This window comes from Pseudomonas sp. HLMP (genome assembly GCF_046365545.1).
Classification (GTDB): domain Bacteria; phylum Pseudomonadota; class Gammaproteobacteria; order Pseudomonadales; family Pseudomonadaceae; genus Aquipseudomonas; species Aquipseudomonas guariconensis_B.
The window spans coordinates 4872267-4899054 of record NZ_JBDLLR010000001.1 but is presented as its reverse complement, the minus strand read 5'-3'; the positions used below and the strand labels follow the sequence as shown (position 1 = coordinate 4899054).

The window sequence follows — 26788 nt, the reverse complement described above, 5'->3', positions numbered from 1 at the left end:
CGCCATGACTACGCAACCCAAAGAGAACTACGTGCATGAGTTCTTCCGGATCTTCTTCGCCAACCGCCAGTTGGTCAAACGGGTGTTCCTGATCTTCGCGGTGATCGCCGTGGTGCTGCCGCTGGTGCTCAAGCAGAGCTACGACATCACCGCCGAGGTCATCGTGCAGTCCAAGAAGCTCTCGCAGAGCGACACCAGCTCGTCCCTGACCCAGGAAGCCGACCGCTTCATCCCGCCCTCGCTGGCCGACATGGAGACCGAGAGCAACATCCTGCGCTCGCCGACGCTGATCCGCCAGACCATCGACCAGCTGCGCCAGGAAGGCCACTACCAGGCCGAGCCCGGCCTGCTGCAGCGCTATGTGTCCGTGCCCCTGCGCGAACACGTGACCGACCCGCTCAAGCGCCTGTTCGGCAACGAGGTGGCCGAACAGCGCGACACCGCGCTGGATGACCTCACCGACCAGGCGATCAAGGAACTCACCGTCGAGACCCTGCCCGGCTCCAACGTGATCTCGGTGATCTACAGCGCCGACGATCCCAAGCTCGGCACCCTGTTCGTCCAGCGCTTGCTCGACAACTTCCTGAAGAACCGCCAGGACTTGCAGTCCAACGAACTGCCGGAAACCTTCTACGAGCAGAAGAAGCTGCACTACCAGGCCCGCCTGGGCGATCTGGAGAGCCAGCGCCTCGGCCTGCTCGAAGCGGTCGGCTCGTCGGACCCGAAAGAGGAGATCACCTTCCGCCTCAACGCCATCAACACCGAGGAGCAGGCGCTGAACCTGTACCGCGACCGGCAGTTGCAGAACCGCCAGTGGCTGGACTACCTCAAGAGCAGCATGGCCATGGCCAACAAGGCCAGGATGACCGACTACAGCTTCCCCTACACCTTCACCACCACGGTCGACAACGTGGCCTTCGAGGACCGCGAGATCAAGCAACTGGGTGAACAGCTGACCAGCCAGGTGGCCCGCTACGGCGCCGACCTGGCCGTGTTCCAGGCCAGCGCCGAACCCATGCTGCTGCTGCGCGAGCAGATCGGCCGCACCCGCCAGCAGTTCCTCAAGATCGTCGACAACCGTATCCGCGAACGCCAGCAGGACCTGGCCGTGACTCAGCAGGTGATCGACCAGAAGACCCAGCGCATCGCCGACTACAAGGCGCGCATCCACCAACTGCGCGAGACCCAGAGCAAGACCCGCCAGCTGGACACCGAGATCGATGCCCTGCACAAGGCCTTCTCCACCTACGCCCAGCGCTACGAGGAAAGCCGTGGCCAGGGCCTGCTCGATGGCAGCCAGTCCAACGCGAGGATCCTCAGCGCGCCGTACGAGCCGACCACCGCGGCCTTCCCCAAACCTGGCCTGATCATCCCGTTCGGCCTGCTCACGGGCATCCTGCTGTCGATCGCCCTGGTCTACATCAAGGAGTTCTTCGACCATCGCTTCAAGCATCCGGCGCAGATCGCCCATCAACTGGACCTGCCGGTGCTGCTGGTGATCAACGACCAGGCTCCGGCCCTGCCCAACCCGCATCGGTCCTGGTCGCTGCCACGCCTGATGCACTGGGTGCGCAATTGAACGCCGCCGTGCCCGCCGGCCACCGGCCGATCCTCCATCTGCTCAGCAGTGGCGGGTTCTACGGTGCCGAGCGCATGCTGCTGGACCACTGCCAGGCCACGCCGGGCCAGCATCGGGTGCTGTTCCTCGATGCCCCGGCGCAGCTGGTGGCGCGCTTTCGCGAGGCCGGCGTCGCGTGTCAATCGTGCCAGGGCCTGGTGCAGTTGCTGGCACAGCTGCACCAGTACCGGGGTGAACGGCCCTTGATCAACACCCACAACTTCAAGGGCCTGGTGTTCGGCTGGCTGGGCGCGACCCTATGGCGCCTGCCGCTGGTCAGTACCCAGCACGGCTTCACCCCGAGCAACCGCAAGCAGCGCCTCTACACCTGGCTCACCTTGCAGCTGTGCCGCACACCCAAGGTGCAGCGGGTGGTCTGCGTGGCCGAGAGCATCGCCGCGCTGCTGCGTCAGGCGGGGGTCGCGGCCGGCAAGCTGCAGGTGATCCCCAATGGCCTGCCGCAGGCCGCCGCAGCGCCCAGGCGTGTCCACGGCAACGGCCAGTGGCTGGTCGGCTACGTGGGCCGCTTGAGCCGCGAGAAAGGCCCGGACCTGTTCCTCGACACCCTGATCCCGCTGTGCCAGCGCCACCCCCGGCTACAGGCGGTGATGCTCGGCGATGGCCCGGAACGCGCCGCGCTGCAGGCCCGCATCGATGCCGCCGGGCTGGGCGAGCGCATCAGCCTGCCGGGCTTTCAGCACGACATGCGCAGCTGGATGGCGCGGTTGGACACCCTGGTGATCAGCTCGCGCACCGAAGGCACGCCGATGATCCTGCTCGAAGCCATGCAAGAAGGCGTGCCGGTGGTGGCTTTCGGCGTCGGCGGCATCCCCGATGTCATCGAACACGGCCGCAACGGCCTGCTGGCCCGACCGCTGGCGGTCGACGAGCTGGGGCGGCACCTGCAAGCCCTGCTCGACGACCCGGCGCAGGTCGCCGAACTGGTGGCCCGTGCCCGCCAGACCCAGCAGGAACGCTACCACCTGCCGACCCTGGCACTGCACTGGGCCCAGGTCTACCAGGGCGCGGCACAGGAGGTTGTCACATGATCATCCCACTGTCGCTGGTCAGCCTGGCCGGCCTGCTGTGCCTGGTGCTGCTGGCCAGCCCCTATCCCTACCTGGCGCCGGGCGCGGTGCTCGCCCTGGCCGGTGCGCTGGTGCTGTACCGGCGCCCGGCCTGGGGGCTGCTGGCGATCGCCACGCTGGTCCCGCTGGAGGGGCTGCTCAAGGACGGCCTGCTCTCCGGCGCCAAGCTGGTCGGGGTCGGCCTGGCGCTGATCCTGGCCCTGCAACTGGCCGTGCGCCAGTTGCCCGGCGAACGCCTGCGCAGCAGCCACTGGCGCCTGCTGCTGCCGTTTTTGGTGCTGTACCTGCTGAGCCTGTGGACCAGCGACAACCTGGCCCTGTCCCTGGGCCACCTGCGTGAACTGATCGTCGGCCTGGTGGTGTTCGTCATCGCCCTGCTGGTCGGTCGCGACCTGAACCTGGCCATGCTGGCGCGGCTGGTGAGCCTGAGCGTGTGCGTGATGTGCCTGTTCGCCATCCTCTCCACCAAGTACCAGGAACAGGGCCGCGCCACCGCGATGCTCGACCCCAACCTGTTCGCCATGCTGATCACCGTGGCCATGCCGATGAGCCTGTGGCTGGCGATCAAGGGCCGCCAGGTGCCGGTCAAGCTGTTCTGGGCCGCCTGCTGCCTGTTGCTGCTGGCCGGCATGGCCAAGACCGAATCGCGCTCGGGCCTGGTGGTGCTGATGATCAGCCTGGTCATCGTGCTCTACAACTACCGCGAACAGCTGCGGCGCATCCGCCCGCGGCACCTGGGGTTCGCCATGCTCGGCCTGGCCATCGTGCTGCCGCTGGGGGCGGCGCTGATGCCGGCCGGCTACGTCGAGCGTATCCAGTCGCTGGTGCTGCTCAAGTCCGGGGTCAATGCGCACAAGGACGAGTCCCTGGGCCGCCGCGCCTCCTACCTGGTGGTGGGCAGGGAGATGATCAGCGACAGCCCGGTGTTGGGCACCGGCCCTGGCACCTTCCCGCTGCACTATGCCAGCACCGGTTTCTCCAAGGCCTTCGCCCCGGTCAACAGCAAGGTCACCGACCTCTACCGCCGGGCCCACAACACCTACCTGGAGATCGTCAGCGAAACCGGGTTGCCAGCCGGGCTGCTGTTCGTCGGCATGATCGCCCTGGCCCTGCGCAACTTCTGGCGAGCGCGCGCCGCCTGGCAGGCCGCCGGCGACCAGGACCAGGCCGACATGATGACCCACCTGACCATGAGCATGCTTGCCCTGGCGCTGTTCCTGATGTTCCTCAGCGCCCCCAGCCACAAGTACCTGTGGCTGATGCTGGCGCTGTCCAGCGTGGCCTGGCGCAAGGCCGCCGAAACGCGGGCGGTGGGGGACGTGGCATGAACCTGGTCAGCGTCGTCATCCCCATGTTCAACGAGGCCCGGCACATCGCCCGGACCTTGCAGGCGGTACAGGCCGCCGCCGCGCAGGCAGGCCTGGCCTGCGAGGTGCTGGTGGTGGACAACGGCTCCAGCGACGCCGGGCCGCGTATCGCCCAGGCCCATGGCGCGCGCGTGCTGAGCCTGCCAGGCATGGCCATCGGCGCCCTGCGCAACCATGGCGCGCGGGCCAGCCAGGGGCAGTGGCTGGCGTTTCTCGACGCCGACATCGAAGTGCCCGCCGACTGGCTCGGCCGCCTGCTCGAACTGCACCGCCGTGGCGAAGGCGATGTCTTCGCCCTGGACTGCGATACCCCGCGCCAGGCGCCCTGGTTCGCCTATGCCTGGCAGCGCCGCACGCTGCGCGCCGGGCAGACAGTGCAGGACAGCACCTGGCTGCCGACCCCCAACCTGCTGATGCAGCGCCAGTGGTTCGAACGCGTCGGTGGCTTCGACGAGCGCCTGCGCACCGGCGAGGACAAGGACTTCACCCTGCGCCTGCACCAGGCCGGCGCCCGCCTGCGGGTGCTGCGCCAGCCGGTGGTGCTGCACTGGGGGTTCGAGGGCAGTTGGGCGGAATGGCTGGGCAAGGAGCTCTGGCGCCAGGGCAGCCACGTGCAACTGCTGCGCAGCCATGGCCTGAACCTGCGCCTGCTGCGCTTCCCGCTGCTGTCGCTGGCGATCTGGCTGCTCGATGCCCTGGCCCTGTCGCTGCTCCTGGCCGGCTCAGGGCACACCGCCCTGCTCCTGCTGCTGGTCGGCGCCCTGCCCGCCCTGGCGCTGAGCCTGCGCCAGAGCCTGAAGCACCGCGACCCGCTGTTCATCCTGCAACTGTGGGGGCTGCACTGGATCCGCCTGCACCTGGCCGGCGCGGCCCTGGTGCTCAATCTGTTCAACTGCAACGCAAGGAGGCCCGCTCGTGGCTGAATTCATCTTCTGGCTATGCCTGCTCCTGCCTTTCTATGCCTGGCTGGGCTACCCGCTGCTGCTCACGGCCATGGGGCCGTTCTTCCCCCGGCGCCGCCCCGCGCCGTTGCCAGCGCAGCACGTCAGCGTGGTGGTGGCCGCGCACAACGAGCAGCGGCACGTCGAGGACAAGCTGCGCAACCTGCTGGCGCACGACTGTCGCGTCGCCAGCCTGCAGATCGTCCTGGCCAGCGACGGCTCCAGCGACTGCACCGTGGCCCTGGCCCGCAACTTCGACGACCCACGCATCCTGGTGCTCGACCTGCCGCGCCAAGGCAAGAACAGCGTGCTGAACGCCGCGGTCGCCCACTGCACGGGCGACATCCTGGTGTTCACCGATTGCGACGTGCAGTGGGTCGACGGCACCCTCGACGCACTGCTGGCGCCGTTCGCCGACGCCGACGTCGGCGGCACGGTAGGCAAGATGATCATCCCCGTGGCGGGCAAGGGCCTGAGCCTGGGCGAAAGCCTCTACCGCCGCTACGAAGCCTGGCTGCGCCGGGTGGAGAATCGCACCGGTTGCACGGTTTCGGCCGACGGTGCCCTGCAGGCGCTGCGCCGCGAGCTGTACCAGCCGATCCCCGAACGGGTCAACGACGACTTCTACATCAATACCTGTGCCCCAGTCGCCGGCAAGCGTGTCGTCTATGTCGACCAAGCCACGGTGCTCGACTGTGGCGTCGACGAAGCCGAGCGGCAGTTCAGCCGCCGCCAGCGCGTCACCGTCGGCGGCCTGATCAGCCTCGCCGCTCGGCGTGAACTGCTCGCCCCTCTGCGCCACGGTCTGTACGCCATCGCGCTGATCAGCCACAAGCTGGTCCGCCGCCTGGCCCCGGTGCTGCTGTTGCCCTTGCTGCTGGTCAACTTCTGGTTGCTCGACGAGCATGGCTTCTACCGCCTGACCCTGGCCGCCCAGTTGCTCGGCTACGCCATCGCCGTGGCCGGCCTGCTGGATGTGCGCCATCGCCTGCCCAGGCCGTTTCGCCTCGCCGCTTTCGTGCTGGTGACCCTGGCCGGCATGAGCGTCGGCCTGTGGCAGTTCCTGCGCGGGCACAGCTACAACCAATGGACCCCCAACCAGACCCGATGAGTGCCTGTCATGCCGATCAAGACCACTCTCAAGCGTGCCGGCGGTTGGCTGTACCTGAACTCGCCCAAGGGCCGCAGCCAGCTGCGCGGCGCCGGGGTCATCCTGATGCTGCACCGGGTGCTGCCCGACGACGCGAGCGCGGCCCTGCCCCATCGCAATGAACTGTGCGTCGGACCGCAGGCCTTCGAGTGCCTGCTGCGCTGGTTGCCACGGCACTTCGACTGCGTGCACCTGATGGACCTGCTCAAGGCCCATGAACACCCCCGTGGCACACAACGGCCCAAGGTCGCCCTGACCTTCGACGACGGCTGGCGCGACAATGCCCTGCATGCCTTTCCACTGCTGCAACGGCACCAGGTGCCGGCGAGCATCTTCCTGTCCACCGACTACATCGGCAGCCGCCAGCGCTTCTGGTGGGAGAGCCTGGGCGAGACCCTGTGGGGCAGCCATGGCGAGGCGCCGCGCCAGGCCCTGATCGAACAACTGCGCAAGGTCGGCCGGCCAGTGCCGGCGGCCTATTTCATCCATGAGCGCCCCCATGCCCGCAGCCAGGTGCTGGCCGGCTACCTGCAAAGCCTGAAGTCGCTCGCCCCACAGGCACTGTGCCTGCTGACCGACGCCTGCCCGGCCGAGTCGCAGCCCCAGGCCCTGGACTGGCGCCAGGTGCGCCAGTTGGAAAGCACCGGGCTGATCCGCTTCGGCCCCCACGGTGCCAGCCACGCGCTGCTGCCGGGACTCGACGACCAGCGCCTGGACGAGGAGCTGAGCCGCAGCCACCAGGCCTTGCAGCAAGGCTGCACGCAGCCGCTGCCGGTGTACTGCTACCCCAATGGCGACCATGACGCCCGGGTTCGCGCGCGCCTGGCAGCGCACCGCTACCCCTATGCCCTGAGCACCCGCGCCGGGATCTGCCAGGGGCATGACGACCCGCTGGCCCTGCCACGCATCGGGGTCAGCCAGCGCACCGCCAGCCGGCCTTCGCTGCTGGCCTGGCGCATCAGCCGCGGAGGCACGGCATGAATCGCAACAGCTACCTGCGCCACATGCTGCTGAGCATGGGCACCAAAGTGGCGATGATCGCCCTGCGCCTGCTGCGCAACGTGTTGCTGGCGCGCATCCTCGGCCCCAGCGAACGTGGCCTGTTCGCCCTGCTCAGCACCCTGCCCGACCTGATCAGCGCGTTCACCAGCGGTGGGCTGAACACCGCGGTCGGCTACCAGGCGGCCCAGCAACGCAGCCTGGGCCTGCTGCTCAGCCAGGTGCTGGTCTACGGTTGCCTGATCGCCGGGGCGCTGACCCTGGTGTGCGTGGCCCTGGCGCGGACCTTCGGCACCGAGCTCGAGGCCACCGCCCAGCTCGGCCTGCTGGCCTGGCTGCTGCTGTTGGCGGTGCCGCTGACGGTGCTCAAGAGCGGCCTGTTGACCCTGCACAACAGCACCGGCGGCGTCGGCGCCTTCAACGCCCTGCGCCTGACCGAGTCGCTGGTGCCCTTGCTGCTGTTCGTCGGGTTGTTCTGGATGTGGCACGACGCGGCCCTGGAGGCGGCGCTGATCAGTTGGCTTGGCGGCCTGGGCCTGGTGGCGCTGCTGGGTCTGTACTGGCTCGGCCGCCAGCACTCGATCCGCCTGCGCTGGGACTTCCGCGGCCAGCGCGAACTGCTCGCCTACAGCGCCAGGAGCCACCCGGACGTGCTGTTCCAGCAGATGATCCTGCGCTCGGACTACCTGTTCATCGGCGCCCTGCTCGGCAGCACCGCCCTGGGCCACTACGCCATGGCCAGCGCGGCCGCCGAACTGCTGCTGATCGTCCCCGAGGCGGTCACCACGCCCTTGATGAAACGCCTGCTGCAGCAGGATGCCGGCATGGAGCGACTGACCCCGCTGGCCCTGCGCCTGACCGCCACGGTGATGCTCGGCGCCTGCCTGGGCATGGCGCTGATCGGCGAGTGGCTGATCGTCACCCTGTTCGGTGCCGAGTACCAGCCGGCCTACCCGGCCCTGCTCGCCCTGCTGCCGGGGCTGCTGGGGTTGTGCTACGCGAGCATCCTGCGCCTGGACCTGCTGGGCAAGAACCGCCCCGGCACGGTGTCGTTGCTGATGGGCCTGGGGGCGGCGCTCAACCTGGTGCTCAATGTGGTGCTGATCCCCACTTTCGGCATCGTCGGCGCCGCGCTGGCCTCGTCCATCGCCTACCTGGCAGTGACGGTGGCGATGCTGGTGCTGTACTGCCGGCTCAGCGGCGTTCCCCTGTGGCAGACCTTGCTGGTGCTGCCCAGCGACCTGGCGCCGCTGCGCCAGATGCTGCAACGGAGGCCGGCATGAAGCACCTGGCCCTGTTGCTCGCCAGCCTGACGTTAGGCACTGCCGCGCAGGCGGCACCGCTGTCGTGGGGCGATATCCGCGATGGCAGCCTCTACCTGCTCGCGCCCCGCGGCGACACCCTGGACATCCGCTGGCGACCGGCCTGGCAGGCCGAGGCCAACCATGAACGGATCTACCTGCTCGACGGCCAGGGCCAGTTGCAGGCCGAGCGCCACATCCCCCCCGAGCAGGCCCGCGGCCACCAGCGCTGGCCGCTGCCTGCCAGCGACAACGCCTACCGCCTGGAGATCCCCGGCTACAGCTTCCGCCGCTACCGAGTCGAGTACAGCGACGGCACCCGCGCCCTGTTCGCCCCGGCCAAGGTGCACTTCAGCGCCGAAGTGGGGCCGGGTGTGACGCTGTTCTTCCAGGTGCCGGCCGGTGTGCAGGCCACCCTGGCCGGCAAGTACCACGGTGGCGTGCGCGGCCTGCAGGTGCAGCGCCTGGGCGACGAGCGGCAACTGGAGCTGACGCTCAAGCCCTACCGCGCCTACTGGCAATTCGACCAACTGGCACTGCCGGTATCCAGCACCGCGCAAACCTACCGCCTGCACTTGCAAGGCCGGGGCAAGGCGGCGTTCTGGCTCGACGGCAGCGCCAACCTGTTCGCCCAGCGCGCCGCAGACCTCGGCCCACTGCCGAGCGCCGAGGGCCAGGTCGCCCTGCGCCTGGGCGGCAGGGTGCTGGGCCCGACGCCCAGCCTGGGCGTCAACCTGCCCTACGTGATGCCGCCCCCTTCCAGCCATGCGGTGCTCGATGCCTTGCAGCCCCGGGCCGCCGGCTACTACAGCCTGCTCGACCTGCTGGCGCGCAAGCCGAACTACGAAAACGACTTCCGGCGCTTCTACCAGCAGCGCTACCCGATCACGCAGGACATCACCCTGCTCTCGGGCACCGGACGGCGCTCGGTGCTGGCTGCCGACCGCACCAGCGACGATGGCCTGGACGCCTGGCTCACCGCCACCCGCGAGCTGGGCGGCAAGGCCTTGCATTACCTGGCGTTTGCCGACGAGCCGAACCTCAACTACAGCGACTACGCCAGCTACCGGCGCTACTTCCAGGCCATGCTCGAGCGCGTCCAGCGCTTCCCCGGTGCCCGCGAGGCCGGGGTGCGCATCGCCATGCCGGCCAGCTCGAACCTGGTCAACGGGCCATTCCACGAAGGCAGCCGCCAGCGCATCGGCCTGGACTGGTCGCGGCGCCTGCTCGCCGAACACGACGCGCAGATCGACGCGCTGGCCTGGCACGAGTGGATGGTCCGCGACCTGCTGGCCACCCGCAGCTACCGCGACAGCGTGCGCCAGGCCGCCGCACTGGTTGGCCTGGACGACCAGGGCCGGCCGCGCAAGGCGCTGCTGCTGGACCAGACCAACATGTCCAGCGGCTCCAGCCTGAGCCGCTACGACCAGGACACCCACTACGCCAGCCTGTGGTGGGCCTCGGTGGTGGTCAACGCCTCGGCCGATGGCCTGCTCGACATGCTCAACTGGTTCCATGTGGCCGACGAGCCGGAGTGGCCCAAGGGCATGGTCCGCGTGCTCGGCGAGGACCACTTCGAACTCAAGCCGGTGGGGCTCGCCCAGCAGTTCATCCAGCGTCACTGGCTAACCCAGGTGCTGAGCCTGGACAACGACGCCTTCGAAGTCGATGCCCTGGCCATGGCCGAAGGCCGCCAGCGCAGCCTGCTAGGTGTCAACAAAACCGAGCGCGTGCAGCAGGTGGGCCTGACCCTGGCCGGGACACCGGCGCGCCGCGAGTGCCCGCAAGGCCAGTTGCAACTGTTCGGCCCCGACAGCCAGGCCCGGCAGGCCGCCTTCACCTGCCGCGACGGCACCCTGCACTTTCAACTGCCAGGGCAGACGCTGTTCGCCCTGACCTGGAGCGCGCCATGAGGCGCGCCTCGACCTGCAGCCATCAGGAGGCACCATGCACGTACTGAGCAAACTCCAGGACCGCATCAAGCGCAAGGGACTGCGCGACACACTGGCGAGCGCCTTCCGGCACTACGTCTTCTACCATTGGGAACTGCTGTGGATGGAGCGCGACCTGGAGACCCCGGTGCCACCGCACCGGCTCAAACCCTACCCGCCCCTGCGCGTGGAGACGATCACGGCGAACAACGTACAGGCCTTTGCCCGGCACTTCGGCGACCGGGTCGAGACCATGCGCGAGCTGGCCGCCGAGGGCCACACCGGGCTGATGTTCCTCGACGACGACGGCGATGCCGTGGCCTTCATCTGGGGCAGCCCGCGGCACTACCACGACCGGCACTTCTATGGCTGCTGGTTCCCGGTGGGGCCCGGCGAATTCTTCGAGTTCGGCGGCGAGCTGATCCGCAAGTATTGGGGCACCGAGCTCTCCGTGGACCTGCAACTGGCCCTGTGGAAGGCCATGGCCGCCCAAGGCTGCAACAAGGTGGTGGACGTGTGCGAGCAACACAACATCCCGGCGCTGAAGCTACACCTGCGCATGGGCTACCAGGAGCAAGGACGAATCATGAACGTGTACTGCCTGTTCGGCCGCTGGAAGTTCTTTCGCGAAACCCGTTACCAGGCGTCGCGCCTGGAGCCCCTGCGCAAGCCGGTGCCCGAGGGCACCACGGCCACGGCGTCCTGAGCCATGGGCCTGGACCTGAGCTGGTGCGCCTCGCTGTGCACCGACGACTTTCCCGCCGCCGGCTACGAGGCGCTGCGCCGCCGCCTGCCCGGCAGCACGCCATTCAACCACCTGGGCTGGCTGCGCGCCGCCGAGGCCGCCCTGCAGCCAGGCCAGCAGTTGCAGGTGTTGCTGGGGCATCAGGACGGCCGGCTGTGCCTGTGCCTGCCCCTGGTGCGCCAGCGCGAACCCTTCGGCCCCCTGAACGTGCCGGTGGTGCGGCACCTGGGCCATCCACTGAGCGACCGCATCGCCCTGCTCGTCGACCTGCCCGAGCGTTGCGCCAGGCAGGTGCTGCAGGTCATCCGCAAGCGCCTGCCCCACGCCCTGCTGCAGCTTGGCGAAGTCCCCGGCGAGGACGGCGACGACTGGTTGCGCCAATGGGCCATGGCCAGCTCGACCTACGAACGGCGCCTGACCTGCAAGGTACCGGTGCACCGCATCAGCGAGGCCGACCGCCAGGAGGTCAGCGGCGACCCGCGCTACAAACTGCGCCGCGCGCGCAAGCGCATCAAGGCCTGCGGCGCCCTGGTGCGGCGGGTCCTGGCCACGCCGCAAGACATCGTCGCGCTGCTCGACGCCGTGAGCGCCGTCGAGGCGGCCAGCTGGAAAGGCGACGACGAGGTCGGCATCTTCTCCGGCGACACGCGCCGCCAGTGGATGTACCAGGCCTTCACCGCCCTGGCTGCCGAAGGCCTGGTGTGCCTGGTGCTGCTGGAGCTGGACGGGCGCTGCATCAGCTATCGCCTGGGTTTGCTGGAGCGTGGCCGGGTCTACGACTACAACCTGGCCTTCGTCCCCGAGCATCGCGACCTGGGCAGCGGCCGCGTGCTGCTGGAGGAGTGGATCCACTGGGGCCTGGAAGACGGCTGGACCTGGGTCGATGCCTCGCGCGTGAGCCTCGAGAACTCCAGCCACCAGCTCTACGAACGCATGACAGGCCAACTCGAACAGTGGCGCATCAGTTGCTACAGCTGGCGCCTCGACGGTATCGCCCTGGGCCTGGCCCTGCGCTGCTGGCAGTGGCTCAAGCCACGCCTGCGCAAGCGCGCGGCCACGGCCGCGGGCGATGTTGTCCCCCATCCCCCACAGGAGAGCCCGGATGCCATCCCAGGTCATAGTCAACGCTGACGACTTCGGCCTCAGCGCCCACACCAACGCCGTGATCCTGCATGCCTTCCAGGCGGGCCTGATCAGTTCGGCCACGGCCATGGCCAACATGCCCGCCTTCGCCGGTGCCTGCGTGCTGGCCCAGCAACCAGCGCTCAAGGGGCGGATCGGGCTGCACTTCAACCTGACCTATGGGCGGCCGTTGAGCCAGGCGATCCTCGCCGAACAACGGTTCTGCGCCCCCCATGGGGAGTTCGACCTGCGCCTGAAGCGCCGCACGCTGCGGTTGTCCCGCAGCGAACGCGAAGCGGTCGAGCAGGAGCTGCAGGCCCAGTGGCAGCACTGCCTGGACCACGGCCTGGTGCCCAGCCACCTGGACTCGCACCAGCACGTGCACAACATCTGGCCGATCGGCGAGATCGTCGCCCGCTTCGCCCGCCAGCAAGGCGTACCGGTGCGCCTGGCGCGCAACCTGGGGCACAACATCGGCCCGTTGAAACGGCTGTTCAAGACGCTGCTCAACAGGCGCTTGCGCCAGCTCAGCGGGGCGAGCGCGGACTATGTCTGCACGCCCGTGGACCTGAAGGCGGGGCTGGCGCCCAAGGCGGGGGTGCTGGAGGTGGTGGCGCATCCCAGCGCCCTGGGCGGCCATGACTTCGGCGATGCCTACCTGGCCAGCGGCGAGTCGTTGAAGGCCCTGGTCGACTCGCAGTTGGGCGCGGTCGGCAGGATCGGCTACCAGGCGCTGGTCCCGGGCAAGAAACCTTGCCCCAGCGAAGTCGAACCGGCTTGAAACCCTGCCGGCGCGTCCCCGGTCGGCAGGCCGGGGGCGTCGGGATATTGTCTGATGGGGCGGGAATAAATAATAATCCTTCTCATTTCATGTCATACCTGCCTCGCCCATGTCGTCACCGGATACCTCCTCCCTGCGCCAGCACGTCCTGCATCGCCTGTTCGGCGAGCATCACGGCTGGCTGCTCGGGCGCCTGCGGGCCCACCTGGGTTGCCGCCACGACGCGGCAGACATGGCCGCCGAAGCGTTCGTCCAAGTGGTTGCCCATCCCGCGCCACACAGCATCCGCGAACCCCGTGCGTTCCTCACCACCATCGCCAAGCGCCTGGTCTATGCCAGCTGGCGCCGGCGCGACCTGGAACGCGCCTACCTCGAGGCCCTGGCGCAGGAACCCGAGGCGACCGCGCCCTCGGCCGAGGAACGGGCGCTGGCGATGGAAACGCTGCTGGCCATCGACGCCTTGCTCGACGGCCTGTCGCCCAGGGCGCGCGCGGCGTTCTTCTGCAGTCAGCTCGACGGCATGAAGTACGCCGACATCGCTGCGCAGCTTGGCGTCTCGACCATCCGTGTTCGGCAGTACGTAGCCAAGGGGCTCAAGCTGTGCTGCCAGGAGCTGCTGTCGTGAGCAAGGCCATCGAACAGGCCATCGAATGGACCGCCTGCCTGGGCTCCGGCGAGGTGTCCCCACGCGAGCAGCAGGCCTTCGAGGCCTGGCTGGCCGCCGATCCGGCCCATGTCCGGGCCTGGACACGGGTCCAGGGCCATCTGGCGCTGACCCTGACGCCCCTGGCCGAGGGCGGGCCTGCACTGCGCCAGACCTTGCAGTCGGCGCCCAGCCTCGACCGCCGCCACTTGCTGCGTGGCGCCTTGGCCATGGCCGGGCTCGGCCTGGGCAGCTACCTGCTGGGCAAGACCGACCTGGCGCAGGAACTGGCTGCCGACCTGCGCAGCGGCACCGCCGAGCGGCTCGCCCGCACCCTCCCCGACGGCAGCCGGCTGCTGCTCGATGCCTGCAGTGCCGCCGACCTGCACTTCGATGCCCAGGCCCGCGAGGTCCGCCTGCGCAAGGGCAAGCTGCAGTTGCAGGTCGTCGCGGGCGCCCGGCCGTTCACCGTGCGCACCCCGGACGGCCAGGTGCAGACGACGGATGCCCGTTTCACGGTTGCCCTGCAGGCGCAGGCGAGCCGGGTGTGGGTACAGGCCTCCAGCGTCGCCATTCGTACCCTGGGCAGCGCCGAGGCGACGCTCGGCGAGGGGCATGGCGTGCGCTTCGATGTCGCCGGTATCCAGCGCCTGGCCGAGCATCGACGCGGCGAGAGCAGTTGGACCGGCGGCTGGCTCAGCGTCGATGACTGGAGCCTGGGCGAGCTGGTCGAGGCCTTGCGGCCCTACCGCCGGGGCATCCTGAGAATCGCCCCGCAGGCCGCTGATTTGCGGGTATCGGGCCTGTTCCCCCTGGATGACAGCGACGGCGCCCTGCGCGCCCTGGAGCAGACCATGCCGCTGAGGATCGAACAGACCTTGGGCTGGTGGACCCGCATCGAGTTGCGGGGTTAGCCAGATCAATTTTTTTCATCTCCCTATATCGCTTTCGCGCTCTCGTCACACATAGGTCCTGAAGCCGCACGAAAAACGCGGACCCGACCGACCTATGGAGCCCTTCATGCCCCCACGCCACCCCTTCCTGCTCGCCCCGCTCTGCCTGGCACTGGCCTGTTGCCTGCCGGTGGGCGTCGCCTGCGCCCAACCCCAGGCCGACAGCCGCCAGCAGACCTGGACATTCGACCTGCCCGCCGCCTCGCTGGCCACCACCCTCGATCAGGTCGCCCGGCAGAGCGGGCGCACCATCGTCTATGCGCCGGAACGGGTACGCGGCTTCTTTGCACCGGCCATCCAGGGCCACATGACCGCCGAGCAAGCCATCGCCGGTGCCCTCTCCGGCACCGGCCTGGTGCTGCAGGTCACCCCCGGCGGCATCCTGACCCTGGACCGGCAACGCACCGACCAGGTCAACCTCGGCGAAGTCATGATCGACGCCACGGCCGCCGAACAGGCCTGGGGGCCGGTCAGCGGCTACGTGGCCACGCGCAGCGCCACCGGCACCAAGAGCGACAGTGCGCTGCTCGAGGTCCCGCAGACGGTCAACGTGGTCACCCGTGACCAGATGCAGGCCCAGGGCGCGCAGAACGTCACCGAGGCCGTGCGCTACACCCCCGGGGTGGTCGCCTCCTTCGGCGACAGCGACAGCCGCAACGACGTCCTGCAGAGCCGTGGCTTCTTCCTGCGCTACAACCTCAACGGCTCGCGCCTGCCCTACGGTGCCTACAGCGCCGCGATGATGCGCATCGAGCCCTATGGCCTGGAACGCATCGAAGTGCTCAAGGGCCCGGCCTCGGTGCTCTACGGCCAGAACACCCCCGGCGGGCTGGCCAACCTGGTCAGCAAGCGCCCGACCTTCTCGCCCGTGCACGAGATCCAGCTACAGGCCGGCAGCAACGACCGCACCCAGGGCGCCTTCGACTTCGGCGACGGCCTGGACGACGACGGTACCCTCGCCTACCGCCTGACCGGCCTGCTGCGTGACAGCCAGGGCGAAGTCGACCACGGCTACGACAAGCGCGAGTTCATCGCACCGGCCCTCACCTGGCAGCCCAGCGAAGACACCCGCCTGACGCTGCTGAGCCACTACCAGAAAGACCGCAGCATCTCCGACTACGTCGCCTTGCCGGCCGACGCCAGCCTGCACGCCGGCGCCAACGGCCGCCTGCCGCGCAACCGCTACCTGGGCGAGCCCGGCTTCGACGGCTACGAGCGCGAGCAGTTCTCCCTGGGCTACCTGCTCGAGCACCGCCTGAACGACGTCTGGAGCCTGCAGCAGAACCTGCAGGTCAACCGCGTGCAGATCGACAACAGCGCCAGCCCCGGCTACCTGCTCAGCGCCGACGGCCGGGAACTCAGCCGTGTCGCCACCCGTGGCGAAGGCCAGGCGCGCAGCGTCACCGTCGATACCTTCGCCCAGGCCGACTTCACCACCGGCCGCCTCGGTCATCGCTTCCTGGCAGGCGTGGACTATCTCTCCCTGACCGACGAATACCAGTTCGCCTCGGGGCTCTACACCACCCCGCTGGACATCTACGCGCCGCGCTACGGCCAGGCGGTGCCCGAGCTGATTCCCCGGATCGACTACCACCAGCAGCGCGAACAGACCGGCCTGTACCTGCAGGACCAGATCCGCCTGGACAACTGGCTGTTGACCCTCGGCGCCCGCCAGGACTGGGTCTCGACCCGCACCGAAAGCGGCCTGGCCGGCGAAAACCGCAGCAAGCAGCGCGAAGACAAGCCGACCGGCCGCATCGGCCTGGCCTACCTGTTCGACAACGGCCTGGCGCCGTACCTGAGCTATTCGACCTCGTTCGAGCCGCTGGACGGCACCGACTTCTCCGGGCGCCCCTTCACGCCGATGACCGGCGAGCAGTACGAGGTGGGCGTGAAGTACCAACCGCCAGGCAGCAACGCGTTCGTGACGCTTTCGGCCTTCGAGCTGACCCAGGAGAACATCACCACGCCCGACCCAGACCCCACCCACGCCGGCTTCAACGTGCAGACCGGCGAGGCACGAGTGCGCGGCCTGGAACTGGACGCCAAGGCCAGCCTGCACGAGCGCCTGGACCTGCTGGCCTCCTATGCCTACATGGATTCGCGCGTCACCAAGGCCAATACCGCAGCTGACGGCAGCAGCCTGAAGGGCAACGAACTGGTCCAGGTACCTGCGCACCAGGCCTCGCTGTGGCTCGACCACACCCTGGGCGACGGCCTGTTGCAGGGCGCCGGGATAGGCTTCGGCGCACGCTACATGAGCAAGGCCTACGGCGATGCGGCCAACACCCTGGAAATGCCGGGCCGCACCCTGTTCGATGCCAGCCTGCACTACGACCTGGGCAAGGCCGATGGCCGCCTGGATGGCGCCGACCTACGCCTGAGCGCCAACAACCTGTTCGACAAACGCTACGTGGCGTTCTGCCAGAACGCCCTGCAGTGCTACTACGGCCAGCGCCGGACACTGCTGGCCACCTTGACCTACCGCTGGTAGTCGAGCAGCCAGCGCTGCAACGCCTGGGCCGGCATCGGCCGGCCCAGCAAAAAGCCCTGCCCCTGGTCGCAGCCGGCATGCCGCAGGAAGTCGTACTGGGCCTGGGTCTCGATGCCCTCGGCGGTGATACGAAAGCCCAGGGCATGGCCCAGGTCGATGATCGCCCGGGCGACGGCTACCGCGTCGTCGTCATCGGGCAGGTCCTTGATGAAGGCACGGTCGATCTTCAGGTGGTCGATGGGCAAGGCGCGCAGGTAGGCCAACGACGAGTAGCCGGTGCCGAAGTCGTCCACCGCCGTGGTCACCCCCATCGCCTGCAACCGGGCCAGCACCGCGCAGGCCTGCTGCTGGCTCTCCATCAACAGGCTCTCGGTGATTTCCACCTCCAGCAGATGCGGCGCCAGGTCATGGCGCGCCAGGGCCGTGGCCAGGCTGCTGACGAAGTCGCTGCGCTCGATCTGCAGGGCCGCCACGTTGACCGCCAGCGGGCCAGGCAGGCAGTCCTCGGTCCGCCAGGCTGCCAGTTGCGCACACGCCAGCTCCAGGACCCGCTCCCCCAGGGGGATGATCAGTCCGGTGCGCTCGGCCAGGGGAATGAACGCCCCCGGCGACACCAGACCGTGCTCCGGGTCGCGCCAACGCAGCAATGCCTCGATCCCTTCCAGGCGCCCGCTGAACAGGTCGACCTTGGGCTGGTACCACAGCTCGAACTCGTTGTGCTGCAAGGCCCGGCGCAGGTTGCGTTCCAGCTCCAGGCGCTGCTGCAGACGCTCGGTCATGTCGGGATGATAGGGGCGCCAGGCGTTGCGCCCACTCTCCTTGGCCACGTACATGGCGGTGTCGGCATGGCGCAACAGGCTGTCGACGTCCTCGCCATGCCGCGGGCACCAGGCCAGGCCGATGCTGCCGGTGACCAACGCGGCATTGCCGTTGAGATCGAAGGGCCGTTGCAGGCAGTGCAACAGGGCACGGACCTGGTGGCTGACCTGCTCCTGGCTGCCCTGGAGCATGAACACGAACTCGTCGCCGCCCAGCCGGCAGACCCGGTCCGGGGTGTCCAACTCCTGCAGGAAACGCGCCGTGGCCTGCTGCAGCAACAGGTCGCCCATGGCATGGCCAAGGCTGTCGTTGACCTGCTTGAAGCCATCGATATCGAGCATCAGCACCGCCAGGCCCTCGCCTTGGGCGATCGCCTGGGCCAGCTGTTGCTGGAACAGCACCCGGTTGGGCAAACCGGTGATGGTGTCGTAGTGGGCCAGGCGTTCGAAGCGGGCCTGGGACTGGCGCAGCTCGCGGTTGCGCTGTTGCAGCAGGCGATGATTGCCGCTGAGCTGGGCGACGAACAGGCTGAACAGCCCGGTGCAGCCCAAGGCGAAGAAGAACAGCGGCGAAGCGAACAGGCCCAGGGTCGGCCAGCCATCGCGGGGCGCGGCCACCAGTTGCCAGTGCCCGCCCGGCACCTCGACCGTCTGGCTCAGCAAGGGGTCGTCGAACAGCCGCGCATCGCCCCAGATCAGCGCCCCGTCGGCGCCCTTGCCATCGCCTCCGCGCACGGCCAGCTGGATCTCCAGCTCCGGCCCCAGCCCTGCCGCCCACAGCAGGCGGTCGGTATCGGCGACGATCGACACATTGCCCCAGTAGAGTTTCACCCCACGCTTGCCGGTGATGAACACCGGGCGCCGGTAGATCAGCGCCCGGCCGCCCTGGTACAGCTGGACCGGCCCGGCCAGCACCGCCTGCTGGTGTTCGCGGGCCGACTGCAGCAGGGGGAACTGGTCCGGCAGGTGGCGGTAGTCCAGGCCCATGATCGCCTGGTTGCCCTCCAGCGGATAGACATCGCGCACCACGTCCGCCGGTGCCAGGGCGACATGGCGCATGTAGGGTACCGAGTCGAGCGCGCCACGGGCCATGCCGTGGAAGTGCCCGGCGCTGATGCGGCCATCGGCGGCGATCAACTGGGCGATGCCCTCGGCCTCGCCGAATGCCGCGCGCAGTTGTGCCTCCAGGGCGGCACGCACGCCAGAGAGGCGTGCGCTGAGGTTGGCCAGTTGCTCGCTCTCCCGGCGCTGCTGGTCCAGGTGCCCGAGCAGCGCCGACAGGCCGATGCCCACCAGGGCGAAGCCGACCGGTAGCAGGCGACCGAGGGTACGCCGCAATGTCCCTTTTGCAGGCGCCGGTTCATCGAGGGGGGTAGGGAGGGTTCTCATGGGCGGCGGCCGAGGTCTATTCATCCTGTATCGGCGCGGTGGCGCCAATGTTGAGCCAGACTGGTGTTTTTCTTCACCAGGGTGCATGCTCGCAAGCTGAAGCGTTTCACCCCCAAGAAAAAGTGAGGTGCAGTACCCATGGACCGTCTGCTCGATTCGCTGTTTCCCGAAGCCTGTGACATCCCCGAGGCCTGGCGCCTGGGCGAGCCCCTGGAGCAACGCGACTACCTGGTCGCCGGCCAGCTCAGGCGCTGGGACGGCCCGCTGGCCACGGTACGCAGTCCAGTGTGGATCAAGGACGGCGATGGCGAACACCAGGTGGTGCTCGGCAGTGCTCCGTTGCTCGATGCCGAGACCGCCCTCACCGCCCTGGACGCCGCGGTCGAGGCCTACGACAAGGGTCGCGGCGCCTGGCCGACGATGCGCGTGGCCGAGCGTATCCAGCATGTCGAAGCCTTCCTGGCGCGCATGCGCGAGCAGCGCGAGGCGGTGGTCAAGCTGCTGATGTGGGAGATCGGCAAGAACCTCAAGGACTCGCAGAAGGAATTCGACCGTACCTGCGACTACATCGTCGACACCATCGACGCCCTCAAGGACCTCGACCGCCGCTCCAGCCGCTTCGAGCTGGAACAGGGCACCCTCGGCCAGATCCGCCGCGCGCCCCTGGGCGTGGCGCTGTGCATGGGGCCCTACAACTACCCGCTCAACGAAACCTTCACCACCCTGATCCCGGCGCTGATCATGGGCAATACCGTGGTGTTCAAGCCAGCCAAGTTCGGTGTGCTGCTGATCCGCCCCTTGCTGGAGGCGTTCCGCGACAGCTTCCCGCCAGGGGTGATCAATGTCATCTATGGCCGTGGCCGCGAGACGGTGAGCGCCCTGATGGCCAGCGGCAAGATCGACGTGTTCGCCTTCATCGGCACCCACAAGGCGGCCAGCGACCTGAAGAAGCTGCACCCACGCCCGCACCGCCTGCGTGCCGCCCTGGGGCTCGATGCCAAGAACCCGGGGATCGTCCTGCCCCAGGTCGACCTGGACAACGCGGTCGAGGAAGCGGTCACCGGTGCCCTGTCGTTCAATGGCCAGCGCTGCACCGCGCTGAAGATCCTGTTCGTCCACGAGGATGTGGTCGAGCCGTTCCTCGACAAGTTCCAGCGCAAGCTCGCCGCCCTCGAGCCGGGCATGCCCTGGGAGCCAGGCGTGGCCCTGACGCCGCTGCCCGAGCCTGGCAAGGTCGACTACCTCGACGGCCTGGTGGCCGACGCCACCGCCAAGGGCGCGCGGGTGCTCAACCCGGGCGGCGGCCACAGCCGTGGCTCGTTCTTCTACCCGGCCCTGCTCTACCCAGTCGGCAGCGACATGCGCGTGTACCATGAGGAGCAGTTCGGCCCGGTCGTGCCGGTGGTGCCCTACCGCGACCTGCAGACGGTGATCGATTACGTGCTCGACTCCGACTATGGCCAGCAGTTGAGCCTGTTCGGCAACGACCCGCACACCATCGGCATGCTGGTGGACACCTTCGCCAACCAGGTCGGGCGCATCAACCTCAACGCCCAGTGCCAGCGCGGGCCGGACACCTACCCGTTCAACGGCCGCAAGAACAGCGCCGAAGGCACGCTGTCGGTGCACGACGCCCTGCGAGTGTTCTCCATCCGCACCCTGGTGGCGACCAAGTTCCAGGACGCCAACAAGGAACTGATCAGCGAGATCATCCGCAACCGTCAGTCGAGTTTCCTGACGACCGACTACATTTTCTAGCCGGGCCAGCTGGGGCGTATAGCAGCCCCAGCATTCTTTCCAACAATGTAACTGACGACTAGAACGCAAAGACCTTGAAGGCACCGCCACTAATGGGGAAATGACATTTGCGTATTCGGCGAAACTGTACAAGCATACAGTTTCGTCTCATGCATGAGCCCACCCCAAGAAGGAGGACCTGGCAATGGCAGTCAAACCCATCCCCGAAGGGCAACACAGCATCACCCCGTACCTGGGCATCCAGGGCGCAGCCAAGGCCATCGAGTTCTACAAGCAGGCCTTCGACGCGGTCGAGATGTTCCGTCTCGACGGCCCCGACGGCCGCATCGGCCACGCCGAGCTGAAGATCGGCGACTCCTCGCTGATGCTCGCCGACCCGTGCGACATGGAAGACGGCCTGGCCGCCAGCCAGTCGGTCTCCGGTACGGCCATCGGCCTGCACCTGTATGTCGAGGACTGCGACAAGGTCTATGCCCAGGCCGTCGCCGCCGGTGCCACCGCGGTGCGCCCGCTGCAGGACCAGTTCTATGGCGACCGCAGCGGTGTCCTCAAGGACCCATTCGGCAACCTGTGGTTCGTCTCGACCCACAAGGAAGACCTCAGCCCCGAGGAAATCCGCGCCCGCGCCGCCAAGCTGTTCGCCGGTAACTGAGCGGCAAGCTGCAAGCTGCGAGCTTCAAGTTGAATGCCGCGCGGCTTTGCTTGAAGCTTGAGGCTTGTAGCTTGGAGCTGCTTCATGCGAATCATCGAAAAGAACGCCACCCAGGTGCGCACACTGACGCCGGCCGAGGAAGAACTGCTGGCCGGTTTCGTCACCGGCACCCTCGCCGGCCCACGTCTGTTGCAGGCCAATCAATGGCTGATGAAAGTGCGCAGCGCCAACCAGTGGCTGGCCTGCGATTGCCGCAAGGATGCCGTGCCGGTGCTCAATGTCACCCTCAACGGCAACACCGGCACGCTGTTCCTGCGCAACAACCCGGACACGCCCGAACATGCCCCTGGTTGCCCGTTCAGCAAGGCCGAGCGCGAGGCCACCGAGCGTGTCACCGAGACCGTGCAACCTGCAGCCTGGCTACCGCCCGATACACCGCTGCGGCTGCTCGGCGATTTCCGCCGGGCCAGCGAAACAGCCAGCGGCTCGGCCGAGGCCAACGAGCGGCGCGAACAGCAGCGCCTGCTGTCGCTGCTGCTGACCTGGATCGAAGCCAGTGGCTTGAACGTCTACGCCACCCACCTGAAGAAAGACCTCACCGCTCAGTTCGCCGAGCTGCGCAGCGTCGCTGGCCGGTATCCGCTGCTGGAGCGGGTCCCGGCCAGCAACTACCTGGAAACCCGCCTGGACATGAAGCACATGATGATGCTCAAGTCCCGCCTGCGCGAGGCCACGGTATTCGGCAACCACCGCCGCCACGGGCTGCTGCTCGACTGTGTCGACCAGATCAAGGGGCGCAAGCTGTTCAATGCCCGCAGCGAGGATGGCTTCGACTTCCAGGGTCACCACCTGTACTGGGGCGGCAACCGGGCGACCGGCCCCTTGCTGGCCCTGGCGCTGTATTCGCCGACCAGCGCCGGCAGTCACTTCTATGAGCTGATCCATGTGGCCAGCGTACCGGTGCTGTCCCGTGGGCACCTGTTCCCGGTGTATCGCGACGAGGAACGCGAGCCACTCAAGGCGCTGGTGTCGCTGGTCGACTGGATGGCGAGCAAGGGCGTCAAGGTGCTGATGCGCCGCCCGGTGATCGGCGGCCAGGTGATGGACGAACTGGTGCTGACCTCCGACCAGGACCGGGTGCTGTCGGTGTCGCTGCTGGAGCAGCCGGCCGGGCCCGAGCCGGATGCCGAGAATTTCAAGCGCTATGCCGACTTCAAGAGCCTGGAGACCTTTCGCAAGTATGTGGCGGGGTTCTTCATGCGTGAGCGTTGAGGGGCCAGGCCGCCTCTCATTCAGGGCTGCGGAGACGAGCATCCAGCGTGATTTGACGCTCGTCGTTCCCCAGAAGCGTTTTTGTTGTTCGAGCCATCGACGCCGAGCAGTCCGATCACGAATGGACTGATCATAAAAGCAAGTTGAATCTCTATAGACCAGCTGTTCACATCAATCATGGGTAAAGTCATAAATACGTTCGCCTGCCAGTTCGCCAATCACACCGCCAGTAACGCCCCATCAATGAACTCGGGGGGCAAACATCACCGTTGTGCGAATTCCTTTTGCCTAGTGAAGCCAAACAATATAGCGATCTTGGCAACCAAGCGTTGAGTTAGGCGCACACCTACATAAATAGCGAAATCTCCCACAACAACCTAGGAATCTGCTGGCAAGACTTCTTCTTATCCACCACTTACGGTCCTTACCTTGTTTCGTTACCGAATGCTCTCTTTTCACAGCGGGTGCTCGGTAAATCTGGATAAGGATCTTCCATGTCTCACCAATCCGATCTGCGTTACAGCTTCCAGCCCCTTGTTGGCAACGCCTTGTTCGAGGTGGTGTCGTTCAAGCTCCACGAAGCCCTCAGCACACCCTTCACGTTGCACCTGGAGCTGGTCAGCTTCGACGACGATGTCGCCTTCGGCGAACTGCTCGACAAACCCGCCCTGTTCACCCTCTGGCGCGGTGAACGCCCGTTGCGCTACGTGCACGGCCTGGTCAGCAGCTTCAGCCAGGGCGAGAGCGGTTTCCACCGCACCTACTACCACGCCCTCGTCGAACCCCAGCTGGCCCGCGCCAGCCTGCGCTCGAACTGGCGCATCTTCCAGCAAAAGAGCGTCCCACAGATCCTCGAACTGATGCTCAAGCGCCAGGGCATCACCCAGTTCGAGCTGGGCACCAGCTTCGAGCACCAGGTTCGCGAGTTCTGCGTCCAGGCCGGCGAGACCGACCTCGAGTTCATCACCCGCCTGGCCGCCGAGGAAGGCTTCGTCTACCGCTTCGAGCACAGTGCCAAGCAGCACAAGCTGCTCATCACCGACCGGCTGCTGTCGCTGGGGCTGATCAGCCGAGGGGCCCGCGAGCACGACGACGAGGATGACGGCTTCTTCGAGGACGATGAACCCACCGCTCCCCACACCGTGCTGTACCTGGCCAACAGCGGCGGCGACCAACCCAGGCCCTGCCTGCGACGCCTGCGCTACAGCGAACAGGTGCGCAGCACACGCCAGGTGCAGCGCGACTACACCTTCACCAACCCTGGCTACCGCCAGGAACATGCCGCGAACGCCCCTGAGGTCGTTCACCCGGCGCTGGCGTATGAACGCTTCGACTACCCCGGCCGCTACAAACGCGATGCGGTCGGCAAGCCCTTCACCGAAACCCGCCTCACGGCCCGCCCGGTGAAGAGATCTATTGCGATGAGTGGGGCCGGGTCAAGGTCAGCTTCCCCTGGGACCGGGAAAGCAAGGACAACGAGTTCAGCTCCTGCTGGGTGCGGGTGTCGCAAGCCTGGGCCGGGGGTAGCTGGGGCTCGATGGCCATCCCGCGCATCGGGCAAGAGGTGATCGTCCAGTACGTCAACGCCGACCCCGACCAACCGATGATCATCGGGCGCACCTATTGCGGCAACCAGCTACCGCCCTACGAACTGCCCAAGCACAAGACGCGCATGACGATCAAGAGCCAGACCCACAAGGGCAAGGGGTTCAATGAACTGCGCTTCGAGGATGAGCTGGGGCAGGAGGAAGTGTTCATCCATGCGCAAAAAGACCTGAACACCAAGGTGCAGCACGATGAAACCCTCACCGTCGGCAACGACCGCAAGATTGCCACCGGCCGCGACTGCAGCTCGAGCGTTGCCCGTGACGAATCGACCACGACGGGGCGAGACCGGCGCGACCATGTCCAGCAAGACCTCTTCACCACGATCGACCGCAATGAAGTGCGTTCCATCGGCAACGCGAGCCACGACACGATCGGAACCGATCATTCCCTGAGCATCGGCGGTAACCAGTCACTCATCGTCGAAGGCGCACGCAGCGTGGAAGCCCGGACAGCCCAACGCCTGCTGACACCGTCCTACATGCTTCAGGGTACCGAGCGCATCCATATCCGCGGCCCCAGCGGCAAGATCATCCTCGATGCCGACGGCATTACCCTGGAAGCGCCCAACATCCGCTTCAAAGGCAACGTCACCTACCTGACGCCGGTGCAAGAGCAGCTCGAAGCGATTGAAGCGGCCATCCGTGAAGGCTCTCCCCTGATCGAAGAATGCCCCTTTGCCGATAGGGACGACGCATGAGCCTGCATCAGCGATTGAGCGATCATGCAGCAATAGGTGATGCAGGTCGCGACAGCCTGTTCCTGCTGGCCGAAGCCTCTACCACCCCAGGCTTGCTCGGCCGCCTGGAGTTCCATGCCATCGAACACCAGTGCCTTTGGTACCTGGAGCAGAATCCCGGGCTGGAAAAGCATGCGCCGATACTCTTCCCGCTGAAACCCGGTAGTGACCTGGACACGTGGCTCGGCACACTGGACGGCTCGCTCGCCTTCACCGCGTTCGAGGCCACCTTGCCACTGGAGGCACTGGCGCAGCACCTACGCCGCTTCGGCAAGGTGCAGCAAGGCAAGCAACGGTACTTTCTACGCCTTGGCGACCCGCGGTCGTTGAGCCTGTATGTGGGATCACTGGCACAGCACGCCGATACCTTGGCCAGGCTGTTCGACCATGGGCGCGTACTCAGGCTCTATTTCCATGACCCCGCAACAGACCTGGCACTCGGCGTCCAGCCATTGTTCGAGCAAGCGGAAGACGCCTGCGAGCAAGAGGGCTACCTGGCCTGGCTGCGCCCTGAGCGGGAGGGCGGCCAATGAAATTGCCACCCCTGGACCTCGATGCGCTCCACAAGGCCGCGCTGCACGCCACGAACCGCCAGTTGGCCCAGTATCTACTCGATACCCTTGGCCCCACGCTACCCCGCCTGCATACCCGCCACGCACACATCCACGCGCTGGTCGCCCAGGCGGGCAACCTGGTCTGCCACGAGGGGTACAGCAGCACCCGGGAATACAGCGTGCTGGTCCTTACTCATTTCCTCCTCGGGCTGGGCTGGTGGAACGACCTCGCCTGCCAACCGCTGTGGCCTGGCACCCAAGCTGGCGGGCTGGCCCAGGATGAGCGGCTCGGCTTGCTGGCCGAGCAGGCGATCGCCCACCGTCAGCAGCTCGAAACCCAGTTGCCCCACATGCACGACATCATCCTGGCCATGTCGGGCTGGCGTGAAGATGCCAAGGACGACGACAGGCTCTGGCATTCGATCACCCAGCTGATGGCCCTGCGCGGCCTACCTTCGGACACGCACGAGGACTGCTACTGCCAATATGAGTCGGATGCCTGCGAGCGTTATGGGCTCCGCCCTCTGCAACACAAGGAACTCAATGGCAATGAGATCCTGGCCTATCGGCATTACGGCAAGCGCCTGCCACAGCCTTCCGATGACCTGAAACACCTCCCGGCACTCCCCCGCAACCAAGTGCTGCTGCACGTCCTGCTGGCGATCGCTTTCGGACGCCATTTCTACCTCAATCCGCTGTTCGCCACCTGGGTCACGTCGCTGGACGAACAGGGCTCCGCACGCCAGAGGTGGCAGGTGCTGGGCAAGCAACTGGCCGCTCACCAACGCGCACTCAAGGACACACCTTCGCATGTCTGACCCCCTTTTACCCCCCGGCCTGGAAAGGCTGCGCCAGGGCGTGCGCAACG

21 protein-coding genes and 1 pseudogene are annotated in these 26788 nt (G+C 67.2%); 21 read left to right on the top strand and 1 reads right to left on the bottom strand.

The window, feature by feature from the left end; translation table 11 throughout:
* Nucleotides 1-4: 4 nt before the first annotated feature.
* From ABFA30_RS22685 to ABFA30_RS22620, 14 genes are all read left to right on the top strand, one after another.
* Nucleotides 5-1579 (top strand): GumC family protein, encoded by a 1575-nt coding sequence (locus ABFA30_RS22685; RefSeq protein WP_225787947.1) that lies wholly within the window; start codon nt 5-7, stop codon nt 1577-1579.
* Entirely contained in the window at nt 1564-2667 is a 1104-nt protein-coding gene (locus ABFA30_RS22680; RefSeq protein ID WP_410046068.1) for a glycosyltransferase family 4 protein, read from the top strand. Before ABFA30_RS22685 ends, ABFA30_RS22680 begins: the two co-directional genes overlap by 16 nt.
* Nucleotides 2664-4034 carry an O-antigen ligase family protein gene (locus tag ABFA30_RS22675; protein ID WP_410045984.1) on the top strand — a complete coding sequence of 457 codons (1371 nt, stop codon included), beginning with the start codon at nt 2664-2666 and terminating at the stop codon, nt 4032-4034. The genes ABFA30_RS22680 and ABFA30_RS22675 overlap by 4 nt, the downstream gene beginning before the upstream one ends.
* Entirely contained in the window at nt 4031-4996 is a 966-nt protein-coding gene (locus tag ABFA30_RS22670) for a glycosyltransferase family 2 protein (protein WP_225787949.1), read from the top strand. The genes ABFA30_RS22675 and ABFA30_RS22670 overlap by 4 nt, the downstream gene beginning before the upstream one ends.
* Complete coding sequence (locus tag ABFA30_RS22665; RefSeq protein WP_410045983.1) at nt 4989-6125, top strand: glycosyltransferase; 1137 nt, start codon at nt 4989-4991, stop codon at nt 6123-6125. The genes ABFA30_RS22670 and ABFA30_RS22665 overlap by 8 nt, the downstream gene beginning before the upstream one ends.
* A gap of 9 nt (nt 6126-6134) precedes the next feature.
* Nucleotides 6135-7145 (top strand): polysaccharide deacetylase family protein, encoded by a 1011-nt coding sequence (locus tag ABFA30_RS22660; RefSeq protein WP_225787951.1) that lies wholly within the window; start codon nt 6135-6137, stop codon nt 7143-7145.
* Complete coding sequence (locus ABFA30_RS22655; protein ID WP_253081383.1) at nt 7142-8446, top strand: oligosaccharide flippase family protein; 1305 nt, start codon at nt 7142-7144, stop codon at nt 8444-8446. Before ABFA30_RS22660 ends, ABFA30_RS22655 begins: the two co-directional genes overlap by 4 nt.
* Entirely contained in the window at nt 8443-10377 is a 1935-nt protein-coding gene (locus ABFA30_RS22650) for a hypothetical protein (protein ID WP_410045982.1), read from the top strand. The genes ABFA30_RS22655 and ABFA30_RS22650 overlap by 4 nt, the downstream gene beginning before the upstream one ends.
* 34 nt (nt 10378-10411) lie before the next feature.
* On the top strand, nt 10412-11101 hold the full coding sequence (locus tag ABFA30_RS22645) for a GNAT family N-acetyltransferase (RefSeq protein ID WP_253081382.1): 690 nt from the start codon (nt 10412-10414) through the stop codon (nt 11099-11101).
* Nucleotides 11102-11104: 3 nt separating this feature from the next.
* Nucleotides 11105-12271, top strand: a complete 1167-nt coding sequence (locus ABFA30_RS22640) for a GNAT family N-acetyltransferase (RefSeq protein WP_410045981.1) — start codon at nt 11105-11107, stop codon at nt 12269-12271.
* The gene (locus tag ABFA30_RS22635; protein ID WP_410045980.1) at nt 12243-13043 is read left to right on the top strand and encodes a ChbG/HpnK family deacetylase; all 801 of its coding nucleotides are present in this window, start codon (nt 12243-12245) and stop codon (nt 13041-13043) included. Before ABFA30_RS22640 ends, ABFA30_RS22635 begins: the two co-directional genes overlap by 29 nt.
* A 109-nt stretch (nt 13044-13152) precedes the next feature.
* Nucleotides 13153-13668, top strand: a complete 516-nt coding sequence (locus ABFA30_RS22630) for a sigma-70 family RNA polymerase sigma factor (RefSeq protein ID WP_225787957.1) — start codon at nt 13153-13155, stop codon at nt 13666-13668.
* A complete protein-coding gene (locus ABFA30_RS22625; protein WP_410045979.1) occupies nt 13665-14600 on the top strand; it encodes a DUF4880 domain-containing protein in 936 nt (311 codons plus the stop codon). Before ABFA30_RS22630 ends, ABFA30_RS22625 begins: the two co-directional genes overlap by 4 nt.
* Nucleotides 14601-14706: 106 nt before the next feature.
* Complete coding sequence (locus ABFA30_RS22620; protein WP_410045978.1) at nt 14707-17133, top strand: TonB-dependent siderophore receptor; 2427 nt, start codon at nt 14707-14709, stop codon at nt 17131-17133.
* Here the strand turns inward: ABFA30_RS22620 and ABFA30_RS22615 are convergent.
* A complete protein-coding gene (locus ABFA30_RS22615) occupies nt 17121-19340 on the bottom strand; it encodes a putative bifunctional diguanylate cyclase/phosphodiesterase (RefSeq protein ID WP_410045977.1) in 2220 nt (739 codons plus the stop codon). The two genes, ABFA30_RS22620 and ABFA30_RS22615, sit on opposite strands and share 13 nt — an antisense overlap.
* A gap of 138 nt (nt 19341-19478) precedes the next feature.
* Between ABFA30_RS22615 and ABFA30_RS22610 the strand changes: the two genes are divergently transcribed.
* The 7 genes and pseudogenes from ABFA30_RS22610 to ABFA30_RS22580 all read left to right on the top strand — a co-directional run bounded on the left by ABFA30_RS22610 (nt 19479) and on the right by ABFA30_RS22580 (nt 26738).
* The gene (locus tag ABFA30_RS22610; protein ID WP_410045976.1) at nt 19479-21098 is read left to right on the top strand and encodes an NADP-dependent glyceraldehyde-3-phosphate dehydrogenase; all 1620 of its coding nucleotides are present in this window, start codon (nt 19479-19481) and stop codon (nt 21096-21098) included.
* 184 nt (nt 21099-21282) lie between these two features.
* Nucleotides 21283-21750: a VOC family protein gene (locus tag ABFA30_RS22605; RefSeq protein WP_253081378.1), complete on the top strand. Its 468-nt coding sequence runs from the start codon at nt 21283-21285 to the stop codon at nt 21748-21750.
* A gap of 84 nt (nt 21751-21834) precedes the next feature.
* Nucleotides 21835-23022, top strand: coding sequence for a hypothetical protein (locus tag ABFA30_RS22600; RefSeq protein WP_225787964.1), 1188 nt, complete (start codon nt 21835-21837; stop codon nt 23020-23022).
* A 494-nt stretch (nt 23023-23516) separates the two neighbouring features.
* Nucleotides 23517-24419 (top strand): annotated as a pseudogene (locus ABFA30_RS22595) (type VI secretion system Vgr family protein); the annotation flags it as partial.
* A gap of 14 nt (nt 24420-24433) precedes the next feature.
* On the top strand, nt 24434-25327 hold the full coding sequence (locus ABFA30_RS22590; protein ID WP_410046067.1) for a type VI secretion system Vgr family protein: 894 nt from the start codon (nt 24434-24436) through the stop codon (nt 25325-25327).
* Entirely contained in the window at nt 25324-25899 is a 576-nt protein-coding gene (locus ABFA30_RS22585; RefSeq protein ID WP_410045975.1) for a DUF4123 domain-containing protein, read from the top strand. The genes ABFA30_RS22590 and ABFA30_RS22585 overlap by 4 nt, the downstream gene beginning before the upstream one ends.
* Entirely contained in the window at nt 25896-26738 is an 843-nt protein-coding gene (locus tag ABFA30_RS22580) for a hypothetical protein (protein ID WP_410045974.1), read from the top strand. Before ABFA30_RS22585 ends, ABFA30_RS22580 begins: the two co-directional genes overlap by 4 nt.
* Nucleotides 26739-26788 lie beyond the last annotated feature (50 nt).